Below are 18,934 nucleotides of genomic sequence, written 5' to 3'. Positions count from 1 at the left end.
TTGCCGCATTCTGCCGCAACCAGCCATACCTCAGCTTGTCGATTCAGAGCGCCTCAAGGGTTCGCTGCGCCGGGCTTACGCCCGCCCTTGACCCGCTAACATCACCCACTCGGAATTCAAAAGAGGCGAAAAAAGCGCTCGCTGTGCCGAAGGCGGTCAGCGCCGATCGCGCTTCATGGAAGCGCGCATGGGCGTGGCAAACGCTGCGGCGCTCGAGGGTTTCGCAGCCGCGATGTCGACAGCGTTCGGATACGATGCCAATAGCACCCGTAGCACGCCGTTGGTCCAGCCGAAGCCGTCCTGCAGCGGATACTCGCCACCACCGGCGGCCGACGTATCGGCACTCACATCGTATTTTTCGACGAGTTTTCCCGTGCGGACATAGGCCGCGACGTTGGTGCGAATCCAACGCGTCGCGATCGTGCGCGCCAGTTCGTCCTCGCCATAGCGGCGCAGCCCGGTCACCGCAAGATACTGCAGCGGTGCCCAGCCGTTCGGTTCGTCCCATTGCTGGCCGGTCTTGACTTGCGTCGTCGCCATGCCGCCGGGCCGAAGCAGTCCTCGCCGAATCGTTGCGGCGGTTTCGTGCGCCTCGTCGCGCGTCGCGACGCCGGCAAACAGCGGGTAGACGGCGGCAGCCGTCAATCGATGAGTGAGCTTGCGCTGGACGAATTGATAGTCGCCGAACGCCTTGATCTGCGGATCCCACAACCAGCGCCGAATCGCTTCGGCACGTGTCCTCGCCCGCACCTCCAGGTTCTCCGCATGCGCGGCATCGCCCTGGATACGGTACGCCTTTGCCAGCGTCTTCTCGAGACCGTACATGAGCGAATTCAGGTCGACGGGGATCAGTTCCGTCACTTCGATAGACGCGAGCGTCGCATCGTCGGCGAACCATCTCGAGCTGAAATCCCAGCCCGTCTCGCCGCCCGCGCGCAAATTGCGCCACAGGTCGGGTGCGCCGCGTTGCGGGGTGGCGGCCGCAGTCGCCAGGTCCTCGCGATACGATTCATCGCGCGGCAGCGCGAGGTCGTCCCAGTAGCGATTGAGCAATGTGCCGTCTGGTAGCCGAACCACGTGGCGATAAGCGCGGCCGGGCGCAAGCTTGTCCGCGCCGTCCATCCAGTAGGCATATTCCGCTTTGAGTTCCGGCAGCGAATCCAGATAGACACGGTCGCCGTCCTCGCTCGCGATGAGGCCGACCATCTGCGCGAAGAACGGCGGTTGCGAGCGGCTCAGATAATAGGTGCGATTGCCGTTGGGAATGTGCCCGTAACGGTCGATCAGCGTGGCGAAATTCTCGAGCTCCTCCTTCGCCAAGTCGTGCCGGCCGCTTTGTTCGAGGCCGAGCATGATGAAGTACGAATCCCAGTAATAGATTTCGTCGAAGCGGCCACCCGGGACGACGTAGGGCTGAGGCAGCGCCAGCAGAGACGACCATCGGCTCTCGACGCGATCGGGGCCGCGGCGTAGCACGTTCCAAAGCGTGTCGATGTGCGCGACGACGTTCTGATTCGGATCCGTTGCATAGTGGCTATCGCTGCCGGCCGGGGCGCTGAACCGCGCTTCCACGAATTTGCGCAGATCGAATCCGGGCTGGTCCCGCTGTGCGGCGAACTCGGCGACGATCTTCTGTGGCGGTGCGTTCGGAATCATATCGGCGAACGTCTTGCTATCCGGAAAAATCCGGGCGAGCTCCACCGCGCGATAGAGCTCGCCGTACAGCGCGAACGGAGATGCCGGCTCGACGGGAGAGGGCTGGGCGTGGGGGTTGACCTGCGATGCCGCGATCGGCGGCGATTGCCGGGCGACAGCGCTCGAATATGGCGGCGCCTCGATCGGCTGCGCGCCGTAACAGACGCTGAGCGCAACCAGGCTCGCGGACAGGGTGGCCGTGAGGCTGGCCGCTGCGAGGCGCCGGGCGAGGGAGAGCGACATAGGCGGTCCTTGGCGATTGGGCCCGAGCGCATGTCACCGGCGCGCTCGCAGCAACGATGGGGTGCGTCGGCGCCAGGGCGGGCGACGTGCGCGTCGGCGAATGAGCAACCGCTGTTCCCACTGCGTGGCGGCCTTCGACGAACGTCTTCGTGAAGCCAAGAAAAAGCCGCGCGCACGTGACGCGTGGCGCGCGGCAAATTCCGTCCGGTGGCTGTCCGCGTCAGGAGTGTCGGCGCGGCGCCGGACGGGGGCGGAACCGACGTGCGGCAACGATGCCGCGAAGCATCGCGGCGCCGCTATTGCAGATGCTGTCCACCGTTGATCGAGATGTTGGCCCCGGTGACGAAACCCGCTTCGTCCGAGCACAAATAGGCGATCAACGCGGCGACCTCCTCGGGCTGACCGAGTCGGCCGACGGGAATCTCGGGCAGGATTTTCGTCTTCAAGACGTCCTCCGGTACCGCCATGACCATACGCGTTGCAATGAAGCCCGGCGATACGGTATTGACCGTCACCCCCTTGCGGGCCAATTCGAGCGCAAGCGACTTGGTAAACCCATGCATGCCTGCCTTCGCCGCAGCGTAGTTCGTTTGCCCGAACCCGCCTTTACAGCCGATCACAGATGAAATATTGACGATGCGCCCCCAACCGCGGGCCGTCATGTCCTCGTACCACTGCTTCGTCATGTTGAAGACCGAATCCAGATTGGTGCTCAATACGGCATCCCAGGCACCCTTGTCGAGCTTCTTGAAACTGGCGTCGCGTGTGATGCCGGCATTGTTGATGAGGATGTCGATCGGTCCGATTTCGGAGCGGATCTGCGCGGCACAGCGCGCACATGACTCGTAGTCGGCGACATCCACGGCATACGCGCGAAACTGGCGCCCGTTCGCGTCCATCTTGGCAAGCCAGCTGTCCGCATTCGTATTATTCGGCGAGTAAGTGACGACGACGGTGTATCCGGCGTCATGCAGCTTGACGCTGATTGCTTCGCCGATTCCGCCCATGCCGCCAGTAACGAGGGCAACTCTTCTTGCCATATAGGGTTCTCCAAAATTGTGATGTACGAAGGGATGCCGGACGGCGCCAGGCCGTCATCGCATGCGTGCGAACGCCTCGAGGACCGAGTTGCCGTTCGGCGTGATGCGCGGCCGCGGTATCCCGCGCTCCGCCTCGTCGAGCGCGACGAGTTCGCGCTCGAGCAAGGTGCCGAGTTCGGCGCGGTGTGCCTCGATCTGGTCGGGGGCATCGCGGACCAGAATCAAAGTGGCAAATTCATGTGGGCTTAACATGCTCTACTCCCAGTAAAACCAGACCATCTATTCGTTTTCGCCGATCAGCCAGGAGAGCGACGGAATCGGTTTTGCGCGGTGGATTGCCTTTCACCCACACCGTCGCGCACTGCGACGGGTGAAAATCGCAAAAAATTCAATCGATCGATTAAATACGAACATGCTCTATAATCAATTAGTGCTACGAGTTGAAACGTTTTCGCTTCCCTCTTACGATAATGTAAGAACGAGTATTAATTACGGATAGGCGTGTGCCCGCACGGGCTGAGCGGGTAATTGTTTCGGATATCCACGCTGATGACGCACGCTCAAACTCGGATTCGCTGCTGGAGCAATACTAATACCGCTCGCCGAACTTCGCAATATGGAATGGATTTCTACGAAGCGAACCTGTTTGGTTTGCGAGGTAGGCATTTTACCGAAGCGTCATTTCGACCGATGTCAAGTATGTCTATAAGAACGATTTGCTTGTCACCGAGTAGTAACGGTCCGATGGCATGGAATAACAATATTGCCAATCGGGATATCGTCGTCATTTATCGGATGTGTGAAGAAATGGTGGCGGAACCCTGATTTTGGGCTGACCGCCGGCCCGCGGAGCCCGGTCCGCCGTTTGCTGCGCGTTCTGCATTGCGGCTCGGTGCCGGTCTTTAGGGAGAACTGCTCATGCAAGACACCAACGAACAACATCCGGGAGATGAAGGCCCCCCGGGCGCACCGGGTGTCGGCGAAACGCCGTGCCAGGCGTGCCGCGGCACTGGCACTGTAGAGGGAAAGCCGTGCACAGTTTGCGGCGGGACCGGCCGCGTGTTACAGGGCATAGGCGGAGGATAAACGGATGCCATTCGGACCGCCGCCGCAACGGCGGCGGTCCCGCGGCTGCCGGCTACTTAGTGATGAGGTTCGTCCCGGGGGACGGTGCCGCTCGGCATGTCGAGATCGCTATTCAGGTCGCTCGCGCTCGAGCCCCAATACGGCGCGGTCCCGTAATAGTCATGCAGTTCGCTGGCCCACGCCACGTCCGCCATCGCAGGCCAGTGGTCCTTGTCGAACCCCGGAGCATTCTTGACGGTGTCGGACGACACGGACAGTTGGAAGCATTTGCGGTCCGTATCGAGCGTGAGGGCCTTCCATGGCAACGCGAGCAGTTTGTCGCCGATGCCGAGAAAACCGCCCACGGACATCACGGCGTAGGCAATGCGTCCCGTGTAAACGTCGAGCATGATCTCCTTGATCTTGCCCGCTTCCTTACCGTCGGAACACATGACCTTGTCGCCTTCCAGCGTGCTGGCCGCCATCACATAGGGCCCCGGACCTTCGGCCGTTTCGCTGCCTTTGCCGATGATGCGCGTTTCACCTCTGCTGCCTAGTGGATCGGTTGAGATGGGCATAACTTTCTCCATTCTGTTAATCGAATCGATGTGCGGGCCGGCGCTCAGTGTTGCCGGCTGATCGCCTTCGATACCGCCGCCGGGCTGTCGTACTCGTGATCGGGCAGGTTATCGATCAGCTCGACGATCTCGCGATCGGCATGGTGGGATCGCGCCACTTCGACAAGGTGCTCGCGGGTCGTCGGGTAGTCGACGCCGGCGAGCGCCTTTTGAATCTCGACTGGCGATGGTTGTCCCGAATGCCGCTGGTGCTGCGAATGCGCTGGATGTTGCGCCATGTACGCCTCCTTGTGCGCGGGTTGGACATATTCGATACGCAGCAACGTCCGTTCCATGAGACGCTGAACGCGCGATGCGGCGCGGTTCAGGGCGGCCATGAAAAACCTGCACCGGCGCTGCACGCATTGCCGGCTCGGGCGACACGCGCGGGCCGGCTGTCCGATACGGATAGGTACATGCGTTGCTGTAGTGCCATGGATCAGTCGCTTACTGCCTTGCGAGGAAGCCCCCCATGCAACGAGACCCGAGGCTCGATCGGTTGGCGATCGACACCATTCGCACGCTGGCCATGGATGCTGTGCAAAAGGCGAACTCTGGGCACCCCGGCACGCCGATGGCGCTCGCGCCCGTCATGTACGAGCTTTGGCAGCACCATCTGCGTTACGACCCTCAAACGCCGTTATGGCCCAACCGCGATCGGTTCGTGCTCTCGGTAGGACATCGGGGCCCGCGGCGAGGCGGCACGGCGCGAATGGGAGCGGCGCCGAGAAGCCTACGCGCGGCGCTATCCGGACCTCGCCCGCGAGCTCTCGCAAATCGAAGCGCATACCTTGCCGGATGGGTGGGATGCCGATATTCCGAGGTTCGACCCCGATGCGAAAGGCGCCGCGACGCGGGAGTCATCCGGCAAAGTCCTCAATGCCGTCGCGGCGCGCGTGCCGTGGATGATCGGCGGCGCCGCCGACCTGGCGCCTTCGACCAAAACGCTGCTCAAGTTCGAAGGCGCGGGCAGCTTCAGTCGCGACGATCCAGGTGGGCGCAATCTGCATTTCGGTGTGCGGGAACATGCGATGGGGGCGGTGTGCAACGGCCTCGCGCTTTCGAACCTGAGGCCGTTCGCGGCAACCTTCCTCATCTTTAGCGACTATATGAAGCCGCCGATCAGGTTGGCGGCGATCATGGAGATACCGGTCGTCTACGTATTCACTCACGATTCGATCGGACTGGGCGAGGACGGCCCCACGCATCAACCGGTGGAGCAACTCGCCTCGTTGCGTGGCATACCGGGGCTCACCGTGCTGCGCCCCGCCGATGCGAACGAGGTCAGCGAAGCCTGGCGCATTGCGCTTTCGCAACCGTACCGCCCTACAGCTCTCGTCTTGTCGCGCCAGCCGTTGCCGACTCTCGACCGGACGCGTTACGGGTCGGCGGACGGTGTACGGCGCGGCGCCTATGTGCTCGCCGATCCACCGGATGCAAGCGCCCCGCAGGTACTGTTGCTCGCAACAGGCAGCGAGGTATCGGTATGCATCGAAGCGTACGAGCGGCTGACACGCGAAGGCATTGCGGCACGCGTCGTCTCGATGCCGTCATGGGATATCTTCGAGCGGCAGGACGAGGCCTATCGGGACAGCGTGCTGCCGCCCGAAGTCGAGGCGCGTGTGGCGGTCGAACAGGCGGCGACGCTCGGTTGGGACAGATACGTGGGGCGCACCGGTGCTCGAATCGTGATGCACACGTTCGGCGCATCGGCTCCGGTGCGGGCTCTTCAACGCAAATTCGGGTTCACGCCCGAATGCGTTTATGACGCCGCCAAGCGGCAGCTCGCACGTACGGTCGCGACGAGGGGCCTGCACGGGGAGAGCTGAGCTGCCGGGGCAATCCGGGCGCGTCCGCACGGACGCGCCGGCTCGACGCCGGGGCCCGACGCATCGCGCGCCGGGCCTCCGGGAACTCATACGTCACTCATGACCTTGATCCGGCGGGCTCTGAGGCGTCTTCGGACCATATGTGCCGTTGGTCGTGTCCGGGGTCTGTTCGTCGGTGCTGCGCGGCTGCATCGTCGAGTTGCTGCCTGCGCCCATGCCCGTTGTGCCAGGCGAACCGTACCCGCCCCGGTCCCGTTTGCTTCGCATGTGTTGACGCTTGGACGGCGTATTGAGCGTGCTGCCGTCCGGCGAGGCGCCCGCACCCGGGCCGCCCACCGCGCCGGTCGTGTTGCCGCCCGCGCCGCCGCCCGTGCCCGCCGGGCCGCCGCCGGCGGCTTGCGCGTACACGCCGCTCGCGCATGCGATGGCGAGCGCCGAAGCAAGTAAGGTCTTCGTCGTGGATTTCATCGTGATTCCTCCATCGAAAGGTTTTTCCTATGCGCGTCGGATTTCGCACGCATGGAAAGACCCGCAAGCACCATGCCTCGAAGCGCTTCCGACGTACCCGGGAACGCCCATTGCATCGCACGGACGACAGCGCAAGCTCGCAATTTTGCGTGTACGGGCATGGATAGGCCGCTATGATCGCCGTAACCGAAACTGACGACGCTCGTCGAGTGAATAAGTGAGAGACCCCGCTGCCGCCCGCGCCAGGCTCAAGCGGCGCATTGCCGGCGACCTGTGGCAGGCCGTCTGGCGTTACCGGAAAGAGACGCTCGGCGCCACCGCGCTGATGATCGCGGCGAAGCTCGCGGGTGTGTCGGTCCCGCTGGCACTGCGCTCGCTCGTCGACGATCTCGGCCACCGCACGCCGCTCGCGCTCGTTCCCGTTTTTCTGGTGCTCGCGTACGCGCTGCTGCGCTTTTTAGGCGACGCATTCGGCGAGGCGAGGGACGTCGTTTTCAGCACCGTCACTCAGCACACGGTGGCCTCGCTCGCCGAGCGCACGTTTGCGCGCCTGCATCGCCTCGGCGCCCGCTTCCATGCCAAACGCGAGACGGGCTCCATCGTGCGCGACGTGCAGAAAGGAACCGATGGCATCGGCTACCTGCTTGGCGTCGGCTTGTTCACGATCCTGCCGGCGTTGATCGAGATTGCCAGCATCATCGGCATCATGGTGCTGAACTTCACCGCGACGTTCATCTGGATCATTGCCGGTACGCTGGTGGCGTACTCGACCTACACGATGATCTTCACGCGCCGGCGCATGACCGTGCAGCGCGAGGTCAACCGGCTCGAGTCGGCGGCGGACAGTCGCCTCGTCGACAGCATGCTCAACTATGACACGGTGAAGTATTTCGCCGCCGAGGAGGTCGAGAGCGAGCGCTACCGTGGCGTGCTCGCGGGGTGGGTGCTCGCACGCCTGCGTAATCAGCGCGCACTCACGGCACTGCACCTCGGCCAGAGTGCGATCGTCTGTCTCGGCATCGCGGCCACGATGCTGCTGGCCGTGCAGTATGTGGCGGCGGCGCGGATGACCGTCGGCGATCTCGTGCTCGTGAACGCATATATCGTGCAGGTCTGCATGCCGCTGAACACCCTGGGCTTCGTCTTCCGGGAAACCAACGACGCACTCGTCAACGTAGAGCGCATGTTCGCGGTGCTCGCGGGCGACGAGCACGGCGAACATGCGGACGAGCTGGAGGATCGCGATGCGTCCGGCGCGCAACCGATCGTCGTGGGCGCCGGCGAGATCGTGTTCGACCACGTCGACTTCGGCTATGACCCCGCGCGGCAGATCCTGCACGAGGTCAGTTTTCGGGCGACACCGGGCCGCACGCTCGCTGTGGTCGGGGGAAGCGGGTCCGGGAAGTCGACGCTGGTGCGGCTCCTCTTTCGGCTCTACGCGCCGGCCCGCGGGCGCATTTCCATCGACGGCCAGGATGTGGCGAACGTGACGCGCCGCACGCTCAGAGAGGCGATCGGCATCGTGCCGCAGGACACGGTGCTCTTTAACGAAACCATCGCCTATAACATCGGCTACGGGCGGGCGAGGGCGACCCGTGCCGATATCGTGCGCGCTGCGCGTGCGGCCCAGCTCGACGAGTTCGTCGAGCGGCTGCCCGATCATTACGACACGCGAGTCGGTGAGCGCGGCCTGCGGCTGTCCGGCGGCGAACGCCAACGCATCGCCATCGCGCGCGCATTCTTGAAGGACCCGCCCATCATCGTCTTCGACGAAGCCACGTCCGCGCTCGACACGCGCTCCGAGCGCGCGATCCAGAACGAGTTCCGTCGCCTATCCGAGGGTCGTACGTCGATCGTGATCGCGCATCGCCTTTCGACGATCGTCGATGCCGACAAGATTCTCGTGATGGAGCACGGACGAATCGTCGAACAAGGCACGCACGACGAACTGCTCGGGCGGCGCGACGGCGTCTACGCCCGCATGTGGGCACTGCAGCGCGAACAGGGCGAGCTCGAACACGCGCAGCGCAAGCTTGCCGCGCACCCGCTGCCGATCGGCGAACTCGCCGCAGCGATTGCGACACGCGTCGTCACAAAGGCGGCGGCACGCAATGTCGCGTTCGAGACCGACGTCGCCGATGCGACGCTGCCCGTCACCGGCGAAACCGAGGAGATCGAGCACGCTGTTGCGATGTTGTGTGCCAACGAGATCGAGCATGCGTCTGCCGGCGAGCGCGTCGTGTTGCGCGCGCAACGCATGGAGAACGTGGTCTGGCTCGTGGTGCTCGGTGCCCACGCGGAGCCCGCGCCACTGACGGACGAGCAGGCCATGGAGGCCGAGCGTGTGCTTGGCGCCGCCGGCGGCACGTTCATGCCGAGGCCATTCGAGACGCGCGTGGCCTATGTCGCTGCATTGCCGCTCGTACCGGTCGTGCCGGCCGTCGCCCCTTGGCTCGTGACAAAGCCGGGCACGGAGCGCGCGCAAGGCCCGGCCGCCGAAGCACGGCGTCTGCTTCCGCTCGACGGCATCGCGGTGCTTGCCATCGACGACGACGAGGAGGCGCGCGACGCGCTCGAAGCCGCGCTGGTCGCGAATGGAGCGACGGTCGAGTTGGCCGGGACCGGCACCGATGCGCTTGAGCGGCTCGAGTGTACTGCGCCTTCGCAATGGCCGGGGGTCGTCGTATGCGATGTCACATTGTCCGACGAGGACGGATGCGACGTGTTGTCGCGCATTCGCGAATTGGCCAGACGGCGTACTGCGACGGTGCCGCCCGCCATTGCGCTGACGGGTCATGCCGACGGCGCGACGCGCCAGCGTACGCAGCGCGCCGGATTCGATGCGCATCTCGTCAAGCCCGTTCAGATCGACGCGCTGGCCGAAGAGATTCAGCGGCTCGCCGCGCACGCCTGAGCAGGACGAGCCGCACAGCCGCTCGCGCTTGCTGCGTTCAAGCGGCTAAGCAGCGCTGCGACGCTCGTTCGAGGACTTCGTCGGCCCACTGATTGATGCTCTTGCCGGCGGCGGCAGCCGCGACGCCGATCGCCGCATGGACTTCCGGACGAATGCGCAACATCAGCTTGCCCGATGCGGGCTTTTCCGGAAGGCGGCCGGTTCTGCGGCAATCGGCAAGATAGTGATCGATTGCAGCATGAAAATCCTCGGTCAGTCCGGCCACTGTCTCGCCGTGAAACGAAATGCGATCGGACACACCGAGCACATGGCCGACCAAGATGTTTTCGCGCGGATCGTATTCGATGCGCGCAAGATATCCGTTATAGCGCATGACATTCATCACGGCTCGACTCCCAATTCACTGAACCATTCCCGTAGAGCTTCCACTTGGTACCTTCGTGCGTCTTTGCCGGGATGCGGCCGATGCAGGTACCGGCGCGAGCAGCGGATCTCGAACACGACTCGTGAGCCCGAGCCGCCCCTGACTTCCCCGCCCAACCCGAGGACCCACGCTTCGATCTCGGCGAAGACGATGCCCGCCAGCGTGGGCTGGTGGAATATCGCCGCGAGCGTTTTCGCATGTTTGCCCTTCATCGCACCTCGCGATAGCAAAAAATGATATCAGATGAACCGAGAGAATGCTACCGACGCGTGTGGCGTAGAGACAGTCGGCCATTCGGGTAACGGAATGGCGATCGAGCGGTCCACGATGGCGTATCGGACGGCGGATTCGGGACCTTCCTTTGCTGCGCGTTGGATTCGGTTCCTACGAGTTCTTTGGAGGGCAAAAATGAAGGCAGTCGTTTTTCATGGGATAGGCGACATCCGGCTCGATACCGTGGCCGAGCCGACGGTGCAGGCGCCGTCGGATGCGATCGTCCGTCTGACCGCAAGCGCGATTTGCGGCACAGACCTTCATATGGTGCGCGGCACGCTGAGCGGGATGGTGCCCGGAATGATTCTCGGGCATGAGGGCGTCGGTGTGATCGAGGAGATCGGCAAAGGGGTGCGCAACCTGTCGAAGGGCGATCGGGTCCTCATCCCGTCGACGATTTCGTGCGGTTACTGCGCCTACTGCCGAAGCGGCTACACCGCTCAGTGCGACAACGCGAACCCCAATGGTCGGCTAGCCGGCACGGCGTTTTTCGGCGGCCCGAAAACAAGCGCGGACGTCTGGGGCGGCGCGGCGGACGAGGTTGATCGTCGAGCAGAGGGTGTCCCATGCGACCGACATCGGTTTGTTCGTGCTCGGTGCCTACTGACAGACCCATTGTCGTCGGTCAACCCGGTGTTACGCCCGACACTAGTCTTTCTCGGAAGTGCGCGGCCGTCGTGCGCAAACCCGCGTCGAGCGTCGTCGTCGGTTCCCAGCCCATCAATGCGCGCGCCGCGGAAATGTCGGGTTGCCGATGCCACGGGTCGTCTATCGGCAGCGGCCGAAACGTAATCTCGCTCGACGAGTCCGTCGCGCGCAGCACGTGCCCGGCGAGTTCCAGCATCGTGACCTCGTGCGGGTTACCGAGGTTGACGGGATTGCAGGTCCCGTCCGGCGCATCCATGAGGCGGATGAACGCATCGATCATGTCGTCGACATAGCAAAGCGAGCGCGTTTGCGAGCCGTCGCCATAGACCGTGAGCGGCTCGCCCGACAGCGCCTGAACCATGAAGTTCGAGACCACACGCCCGTCCGCCGGGTGCATGCGCGGACCGTACGTATTGAAGATACGTGCGATGCGTATTTCGAGCCCGTATTGACGGTGATAGTCGGCGAACAGCGTTTCCGCGCAGCGCTTGCCTTCGTCGTAGCAGGAGCGGGGGCCAATGGGGTTCACATGGCCCCAGTAGTCTTCCTTTTGGGGGTGTACACGCGCATCGCCATAGACTTCGCTCGTCGACGCTTGAAAGATCTTCGCGCGTACCCGCTTTGCTAGCCCGAGCATGTTGATCGCGCCATGTACGCTGGTTTTCGTGGTGCGTACCGGATCGTATTGGTAATGGACGGGCGACGCAGGACAGGCGAGGTTGTAGATTTCATCGACCTCGACATACAGCGGAAACGTCACGTCGTGGCGCATCAATTCGAAGTTGGCGCGTGGCAACAGGTGCGAGACGTTCTCGCGCGTGCCGGTAAAGAAGTTATCCACGCAGAGCACGTCGTGGCCCGCGTCGACCAGTCGCTCGCACAGGTGCGAGCCGAGAAAGCCCGCACCGCCTGTCACGAGTATTCGCTTTCGATCGAGTTCCTTCACGTCGTTTCTCCGGTTAAGCGGTGACCTCGTCCAGGACGCGACACCAGTCTTCGATGAAGCGGCCGATGGAAAAGCGCTCGAGCGCGACACGGCGCGCGCCGTCGCCGAGCCGCTTGGCTTCGCCGCGATCGCGCAGCAGGCACTGCATGTCTCGCACGAGCGAATCGACATCGGTCGAGATGAAACCGCTCTCGCCGTTTTTGATTACGGTGACGAGCTCGGTCGTCGCCAGCCCGACGATCGGCATGCCGATCGTCATCGCTTCTACGATCGCGAGCCCGAGGCTCGTCCAACGGATCGGATTGAAAAAGAGCCGGTAGCGGGCGCAAAACGCGGCGAGATCGAGATTGCCGATTTCGCCGAGCCCGCCTGCGCTTTGCGCATCCATGCCGACCAGATCGAGCGGGACGCGCTCGGCCACGCTTCGGTAGATGTCGGCGCCGAGCCGGCGCCCGCGGCTCGCGAGATTGTTGATGACCACGATGCCGCGTTCGAGCTCGCCCGTATAGCGGACGCCCTCGGGCACGACGACGCCATGCTCGATGACCCGCGTCGGCGTATCGCCGCACTCCCACATCAGTCGATTGAACGGCGTCACGTGAACGATAAGCGTGCTCGGATCGTCGACCCAGTGTCGTTCGCAAAACGGATTGCGCTGGGGCGGGTCGTGCTCCAGATAGATGCGCGGCAGCGCGCGCTGAGCGTCGGACAACACCTCGAGGCGGTCCGTCTCCCAGTGCTCGCGATGCTGATACAACACGACATCGAATTCGCGTCCGGGAACCTCCTGTGCGTCGACTTCATGAACGTTGTCGCCCCATGGCAATACGCCTGTTCTTCCGGCATGGCCCGGCGGATTGCCGGGGCGCGTGACGAGCCAGAAATCGTGAGGTGCTTGTGTCAGGTAATAGAGATAGTTGCCGTGCACGTGCCAGGTCAGCACACGCAGTCTGCGCTCAGTTCGCATGCCGTTTCTCCCTCGCCGGTGTATTGCGCATATGCAGCACGCCGGGCGCACCCCGGTGCGTGCGCATGCGATGCGCCAATTGAGCGAGCGCCTCGCCCACGACGCTCTCGACGCTGACGTTGCGCGCGCACGCGTGCTCGTACGGACACTCGCGAAACGCGCAGGGACGGCATGGCGGATAGTCCGCCAGCACGTGATGAAGCTCGCGATCGAGCGGTGCCCAACGGCGCGTGTCGCTGCCCGAAGCGATGACCGTACTTGGCGTACACATGGCGGCGGCCAGATGCGAAATGCCCGTGTCGTTGCAAACGACGAGCCGTGCACGGGCGACGAGCGCGGCCAGTCCGCCAAGCGATGTGGCTCCCGCGAGATGGAGCGCCGGGGCCGTCATGGCGCCCAATACCGCCGCGGTGATGTCCGCCTCGTGCGACGTGCCGGTGATCGCGATCTGCCAGCCCTGTTCCGAGAGCGCATCGGCGACTTCGGCGAAGCGGGCGGCCGGCCATCGGCGCGACGGCAACTGCGCTCCGGGATGCAGCAATACGAGCCGCTCCGGCTCGATGCCGTGCAGCGCTTCCAGCGCGGCATACTCGGCGCGATCCTGCGCGGTGAGCGGAAACCAGAGGGTGTCGTCGGCCGCGGGAAGCCCGAGCGCCCGCACGAGGGCGAGGTATCGACGCGGTTCCGCTAGCGTGTCGGGCCATGCCAGGAGCCCGGGTGCTGGCGCTTCGTGTGGCTCGATAAAGCCCGCGCAGGCGGTCGCGCCCAACTGGCTGACGATTGCATTGGCGGGGCCGCCGCTGCCATGCATCTGAATGGCGAGATCGAAGCGGCGCCGGCGCATGGCCGCGAAAAACGACGGCAGGCCCGCCTCGCTTTCTTCCTGCTCGGGAAAGCCGGGCGCGCCCGGAAAGACGACGAGCTCGTCGACGAGCGAGCTGAAGCGCTCCACGAATTGCGTCGCCCACGGCAAGCCGATCAGCGTGATATACGCCTGCGGCCAGGCAGAGCGCAGCGCGCGCAGCGCAGGCACGGCGCACAACATATCGCCCAATTGCAGCGCGCGGAATATCGCGACGCGGCTCGGCGCCGGAAAGATCGGCACGGCCGGCGCGGTGTCGTTCAGAGGAACCATGTTCGATAGCTCAAGGCGCCGCGAAGACGCCAGTAGATCGATAGGAACGGAATCAGCGCCGATGTCGCGGCCATTTCGGCGATATGCCGCCAGGCGCGAGAGCGCCCCTGCATACGAACGGCGAAAAACCGCGCGGTGAGCGCAAGCCAGATCAGCGCGGCACCGCCGGCGGCCCACGGCGCGCCGGCCGCGGCGCAGCCCAGTGCGATGAGCGCTGCCGCCACCGTGACGTAATAGTCGATGGGCGGCCTGCGGGCGATGCGGCGCTTGTACAAATCGCGATGCTTGTTGTAAAGAAGCGCCTCGAAGCGACTCTTCTTCTGCTGCGCGAGGCTCACCCCCCACCGTGCCGGCCGTACCGGATGCAGCACGACCGCATCGGTTGCCTGAACGATGCGCGCTCCGATGGAAAGCAGCGCAAATTGCAGGTCCGAGTCCTCGCGCCATGCTGCCGTGAAGCGCTCGTCGAATCCCCCGACGGCTGCGAGTGCGTCGCGACGCACGAATGCGTTGGCGGTGGCGAACTCGGCTCGTTCGAGCCCGCTCGCATCGGCTTCGTAGTCGGTCGGCTGAGGTGGCAGTGGCACGACGATTTTGCCGGCCGCGGCGCCTACGCCGTCGGTCAGCGCGGCGAGGCCACGTTCGAGCCAGTGCGCATCGGGTATCGTGTCGTCGTCGGTAAAAGCAATGACCGGCGCACGCGCGTGTCGCCAGCCCGCGTTTCGCGCGGCAGCCGGACCTTGTGTCGCGCGAATCGGCAGATAGTCGATGTGCAAACCGCGTTCGGTCTGCACGCGCGCGAAGCGCTGCGTCAGCTCGAAGGTGGCGTCATCCGGACCGTCGTCGCAGACGACGATCTCGTAGCGTTGCGGTGCCAACGTCTGATGCGTGAGCGCATTCAGGCACCGTTCGAGCAGATCCGGTCGGCGCCAAGTGGGCACCACCACCGATATCTCGGGCATCGACGCGGCGAGGCCGGGAGGCCCCACGACGCGCGACGCGGCGTCTGCTTGCGGATCGCGCGCGTTCACCCGGCCCTCCCGTTCGCAGCGTCCTTGCCCTTCGTGACGAGGAACGGGCCGATCACGAGTGCGTCGAGCGGAGACGTCCAGAACGACTCGAGCGCGTCGCGCGGCGAATTGACCATCGGCTCCCCGCGCGTGTTGAACGACGTATTGACGAGAATCGGCACGCCCGTGCGCGCGTGAAATGCCGCGAGCAAGTCGTAGTAGAGCGGATGCTGCGCTCGGTTGATGGTCTGGATGCGCGCGGTGCCGTCGACATGACGGACCGCTGGAATCCGCTCGGCGCGATCGGGCCGGACATCGAAGATGAACAACATGAAAGGCGCCTTGCGTGCGCCGACGAACCAGTCGGCCGCATGCTCTTCCATCACGACCGGCGCGACGGGGCGGAAATCTTCGCGGTCCTTGATCTCGTTGAGTTTTGCCTGCATGCCGGGATCGATCGGCGACGCGAGGATCGAGCGGGCGCCGAGCGCCCGCGGCCCGAACTCGGTACGGCCCTGGTACCACCCGATGACGTTGCCGGCGGCCAACAATTCCGCCGTCTCGCCGGCGATATCGGTCAAGCGCCTGAACGGCAGTTTCGACCAACGCAAAAACGCCTCGATTTCAGCATCGGAATAAGCGGGGCCCAGGTAGGCATGGTCCATCGTCCACCGGCGCTCGTCGTCGCCCTGGCGGCTGCGCTCGCGCGAGTCGATCCAGAGCGCCGCGCCGAGTGCCGTGCCCGCATCGCCCGCGGCCGGCTGCACCCAGACCTCCTCGAACGGGCCGTGATCGCGGATGAACGAGTTCATCACGCAATTGAGCGCAACGCCTCCGGCCATGGCGAGGCGAGGCAGACCGGTGCGTTCATGCAGCCACTGCGCCAACTGCAGCACCGTCTCCTGCAACACGGACTGCAACGATGCCGCGATGTCGTAGTGCCGAGCGTCGAGCGGTCCGCCCCGTTCGCGCGGCGCACCGAAGCGTTCCTCGAGGCGCGGCGGCTCGACGGTATAGCTGCCATCGCCGCGATAACGGACGATTTCGCGGAACACATCGGCATGGACCGGCTTGCCGAACGCGGCGAGCGCCATGACCTTGTACTCGTCGGAGGAGTGCAAAAAGCCGAGCCAGTCGGTCACGGCCTCGTAAAGCAGCCCGAGCGAATGCGGCAGTTCGACTTGCTTGATACGTTTGTATCGCCCGCCGACGTATTGGCCGAGGCTCGTCGTCACGCCTTCACCGCGGCCGTCCATCGTGAGCACGGCCGTATCGCCGCCCGGCGCGGCAAGAAAAGCGCTGGCTTCATGGGCGAGATGGTGTTCGACGTAGTGCCAGGCGAAGCGATGTTCCCCCTTCGGTGCCCGGAAACGTTTGGCCAGGTGGTGCGGCGCGCCGTCGATGAGTTGTGCCCGCGCGTTGACGATGTAGCTCAAAAAGAGCGGATCCCATGGCGACGCATTCGGATCGCCCGGTTGCTCCAAACCGGGTTCGAGCGGCAGCGTGATCGAGGCGCGGCCGGCGCGCGTTGCCGCGGGCATGATTGGCAGGAGCGCCGGATCGTAGGAATAGGCCACATGATCCACATCGGCCAGCGAAATGCCGGCTTCCTTCAAGCAATAATCGATCGCATCGAATGGCAGTTGCCATGTCGAGAACGGTACTGGACGCTTCCCATGCTTCACATGAGTGAAGCGTTCGTCTTCGGCCGCGGCAAGGACTATCCCGTCGCGCACGATCACCGCGGCGCTGTCGTGATAAACGGCATTGATTCCCAAAGTATGCATGGCTGTCACTCGTCAATCGTCGTTCGTCGTTCGTCAAAATTCGATGACACACGTTCGGGGAGATGGGGCGTCGCTATCGCCCGAACGGCATCGGGGGCGGGCATCGAAGCGGTGCGTTTGGCCGCGAGTTCGAGTGCGGCCGCGGCGACCTCGGCGGCTGGCACGCCGAGCAGGCAGGCATGATGACCTTTCGGACAGACGCTGCGATAACACCAGCGGCAGTCGACGTCGCGAAAGAGCACACGATGTTCCGTTTGCCATGGCGTATGCTGCGGATTGGTCAGCGCGTACAGATCCACAACGGGCGTGCCGAGCGCCGAGGCGAGATGGACGGGGCCGCTGTTATTGCTGACCAGCACGGCAGCTCGCTCGATCAGTGCACCGAGTTCGCCGATATTCAGTTGTCCTGACAGATCGTGCAGGCGCGTTTGCGCCGCGGGTCCTGCAGCCGAAATGACGGACCGGATCAGTTCGCGTTCGTCGGCGCTGCCGGTCAGCAGGATCGGCAGTGTGCTCATGCGTGCCAGCCGGGTCACCGCTTCGCCGTAGCGTTCGGGCGGATAGCGGCGCGATGCGGCGCTCGCACCTGGATGAACGACGAACCACGGGCCGCGTGCCGCGATGCCGCGCGCCGCGAGCCGGCGCGTGAGCGTGCGTCGTGCCTGGGCACTCACGTCGAAGCGCATGCGCATATCGCCGCAGGTCGCGCCGACCTGAGCGACCAGGTGCAACTGTCGTTCCGCTTCGTGCCGCACGCCGTCGTGCGGCTCCGTTTCGCAGACCCAGTCGGTCAGAAGGCCGTACGGGTTCTCGCGGCAATGCGCCAGCCGCCGCGGTATGCCCGCCAGGTAGCAGAGCATTGCAGCCGGCAGCGGATTCTGGCTGTAGACGGTGAAGATCGCTGCCGCATCGAAGTGACGCGCGCGCAGCGCGTCCGTCATCGCGAGATCGGGCCCGGGGTCGAGCGTGTCCTTGCAGCCGTGCCAGGGCGCATCGTAGCTGAGCACTTCGTCGACATCGCCGAGGAACGGCGCGAGCCCCGCGTTTGCCTTGGATGTCAGCAGCGTCAGTTGCCGCCCGGGCACGGCCGCGCGCAAAGCATGCAGAGCGGGCGTCGTCATCAGCACGTCGCCCATGTGATCGAGGCGCACGCAGAGAATGCGCTTGACCTCTGGGCCCCAGCGCGACGCTGTCGATTCGCGCGCATGTGCGTGCGCCGAGGAGGGAGCCACCGAAAACGGCAGTGCGTTCATCCCGCGGCCCTCGCTGTCTCGATGGACGCATGCGCCCGGGACTGCTGTCGCTGAAGCGAATCGACGATGGCGAGCGCCGCCTCGCGCATGTCGTGCACGCGCAGCGTCGGCCGCCGCAGCGGGCCATCGTGCCACTCCGTCTCGTGGCCGTTATCGATCAATACCGTTCGGCAGCCGGCCCGCGTGCCGGCTTCGATGTCATCGAGGATGTCGCCGACGAACCAGCTCGCGCCGAGATCGAGACCGTGCTCGCGCGCGGCGCGCAGCAACAGCCCGGGCGCCGGCTTGCGACAGGCGCAGGGGCCGGCATAAGGGGCGACGTGGCCGTGCGGATGGTGAGGGCACCAGTAGGCGCCGGCGAGCACGGCGCCGCACGAGGCGAACATATCGCGCAGATGAGCTTGCATCGTATCGAGTGCACTGTGAGGAAAACGTCCGAGCGCGACACCGCCTTGATTGCTGACGACGACGAGCGTCACGCCGTGCGCCGCAAAAAGGCGCAGCGCATCGGCCGCGCCGGGAGCAAATCGCATCGACGCGGGATCGACGTTATAGGGCACGTCTTCGAGCAACGTGCCGTCCTTGTCGAGTAATACGGCGGGTTTGAGCATGGCAGCGTC

Annotated in this window: 16 protein-coding genes and 2 pseudogenes; 3 read left to right on the top strand and 15 right to left on the bottom strand. The window is 64.5% G+C overall.

The annotated features are described in order from the left end of the window. Positions 1–156: 156 nt before the first annotated feature. The 5 genes from treF to GWC77_RS12355 form a co-directional block, all read right to left on the bottom strand. Positions 157–1,938, bottom strand: a complete 1,782-nt coding sequence (gene treF / locus GWC77_RS12375; RefSeq protein WP_173257186.1) for an alpha,alpha-trehalase TreF — start codon at positions 1,936–1,938, stop codon at positions 157–159. A gap of 296 nt (positions 1,939–2,234) precedes the next feature. After that, entirely contained in the window at positions 2,235–2,978 is a 744-nt protein-coding gene (gene phbB, locus GWC77_RS12370; RefSeq protein WP_173257185.1) for an acetoacetyl-CoA reductase, read from the bottom strand. Between the two features lie 54 nt (positions 2,979–3,032). Beyond that, positions 3,033–3,230: a hypothetical protein gene (locus GWC77_RS12365; RefSeq protein WP_173257184.1), complete on the bottom strand. Its 198-nt coding sequence runs from the start codon at positions 3,228–3,230 to the stop codon at positions 3,033–3,035. A gap of 890 nt (positions 3,231–4,120) precedes the next feature. Next, entirely contained in the window at positions 4,121–4,621 is a 501-nt protein-coding gene (locus GWC77_RS12360; RefSeq protein WP_173257183.1) for a PRC-barrel domain-containing protein, read from the bottom strand. Positions 4,622–4,665: 44 nt separating this feature from the next. Continuing rightward, positions 4,666–4,998 carry a DUF2795 domain-containing protein gene (locus GWC77_RS12355; RefSeq protein WP_254366924.1) on the bottom strand — a complete coding sequence of 111 codons (333 nt, stop codon included), beginning with the start codon at positions 4,996–4,998 and terminating at the stop codon, positions 4,666–4,668. 134 nt (positions 4,999–5,132) lie between these two features. Here GWC77_RS12355 and GWC77_RS12350 point away from each other — a divergent pair. Continuing rightward, positions 5,133–6,489 (top strand): annotated as a pseudogene (locus GWC77_RS12350) (transketolase C-terminal domain-containing protein). Between the two features lie 93 nt (positions 6,490–6,582). On the opposite strand, the gene GWC77_RS12345 reads toward GWC77_RS12350, so the two are convergent. Next, a complete protein-coding gene (locus tag GWC77_RS12345) occupies positions 6,583–6,957 on the bottom strand; it encodes a hypothetical protein (RefSeq protein WP_173257182.1) in 375 nt (124 codons plus the stop codon). 217 nt (positions 6,958–7,174) lie between these two features. Between GWC77_RS12345 and GWC77_RS12340 the strand changes: the two genes are divergently transcribed. Next, positions 7,175–9,871 carry an ATP-binding cassette domain-containing protein gene (locus GWC77_RS12340; protein ID WP_173257181.1) on the top strand — a complete coding sequence of 899 codons (2,697 nt, stop codon included), beginning with the start codon at positions 7,175–7,177 and terminating at the stop codon, positions 9,869–9,871. A 37-nt stretch (positions 9,872–9,908) separates the two neighbouring features. On the opposite strand, the gene GWC77_RS12335 is transcribed toward GWC77_RS12340, so the two are convergent. Continuing rightward, positions 9,909–10,253, bottom strand: coding sequence for a type II toxin-antitoxin system HicB family antitoxin (locus GWC77_RS12335; protein ID WP_173257195.1), 345 nt, complete (start codon positions 10,251–10,253; stop codon positions 9,909–9,911). After that, the gene (locus tag GWC77_RS12330) at positions 10,253–10,507 is read right to left on the bottom strand and encodes a type II toxin-antitoxin system HicA family toxin (RefSeq protein ID WP_173257180.1); all 255 of its coding nucleotides are present in this window, start codon (positions 10,505–10,507) and stop codon (positions 10,253–10,255) included. Before GWC77_RS12330 ends, GWC77_RS12335 begins: the two co-directional genes overlap by 1 nt. Positions 10,508–10,703: 196 nt before the next feature. On the opposite strand from GWC77_RS12330, the pseudogene GWC77_RS12325 reads away from it, so the two are divergent. Then, a pseudogene (locus tag GWC77_RS12325) lies at positions 10,704–11,072 on the top strand (alcohol dehydrogenase catalytic domain-containing protein); the annotation flags it as partial. A 121-nt stretch (positions 11,073–11,193) separates the two neighbouring features. On the opposite strand, the gene GWC77_RS12320 reads toward GWC77_RS12325, so the two are convergent. The 7 genes from GWC77_RS12320 to GWC77_RS12290 form a co-directional block, all read right to left on the bottom strand. Further along, positions 11,194–12,162, bottom strand: a complete 969-nt coding sequence (locus GWC77_RS12320; protein WP_173257179.1) for a UDP-glucuronic acid decarboxylase family protein — start codon at positions 12,160–12,162, stop codon at positions 11,194–11,196. A 13-nt stretch (positions 12,163–12,175) separates the two neighbouring features. After that, complete coding sequence (locus GWC77_RS12315) at positions 12,176–13,129, bottom strand: glycosyltransferase (RefSeq protein ID WP_173257178.1); 954 nt, start codon at positions 13,127–13,129, stop codon at positions 12,176–12,178. Then, positions 13,119–14,264 (bottom strand): glycosyltransferase family 9 protein, encoded by a 1,146-nt coding sequence (locus tag GWC77_RS12310; RefSeq protein WP_173257177.1) that lies wholly within the window; start codon positions 14,262–14,264, stop codon positions 13,119–13,121. The genes GWC77_RS12315 and GWC77_RS12310 overlap by 11 nt, the downstream gene beginning before the upstream one ends. After that, a complete protein-coding gene (locus tag GWC77_RS12305; protein WP_173257194.1) occupies positions 14,252–15,226 on the bottom strand; it encodes a glycosyltransferase family 2 protein in 975 nt (324 codons plus the stop codon). The genes GWC77_RS12310 and GWC77_RS12305 overlap by 13 nt, the downstream gene beginning before the upstream one ends. A gap of 65 nt (positions 15,227–15,291) precedes the next feature. Then, positions 15,292–17,061 carry a carbamoyltransferase C-terminal domain-containing protein gene (locus GWC77_RS12300; protein ID WP_173257176.1) on the bottom strand — a complete coding sequence of 590 codons (1,770 nt, stop codon included), beginning with the start codon at positions 17,059–17,061 and terminating at the stop codon, positions 15,292–15,294. A gap of 5 nt (positions 17,062–17,066) precedes the next feature. Next, positions 17,067–18,314, bottom strand: a complete 1,248-nt coding sequence (locus GWC77_RS12295) for a glycosyltransferase family 9 protein (protein WP_173257175.1) — start codon at positions 18,312–18,314, stop codon at positions 17,067–17,069. Next, entirely contained in the window at positions 18,311–18,925 is a 615-nt protein-coding gene (locus GWC77_RS12290) for an HAD-IIIA family hydrolase (RefSeq protein WP_173257174.1), read from the bottom strand. Before GWC77_RS12290 ends, GWC77_RS12295 begins: the two co-directional genes overlap by 4 nt. Positions 18,926–18,934: the final 9 nt, after the last annotated feature.

Source organism: Paraburkholderia sp. NMBU_R16, from assembly GCF_013282575.1.
In the GTDB taxonomy this organism is placed as follows: domain Bacteria; phylum Pseudomonadota; class Gammaproteobacteria; order Burkholderiales; family Burkholderiaceae; genus Trinickia.
This window is presented reverse-complemented; position numbering and strand designations above follow the sequence as displayed.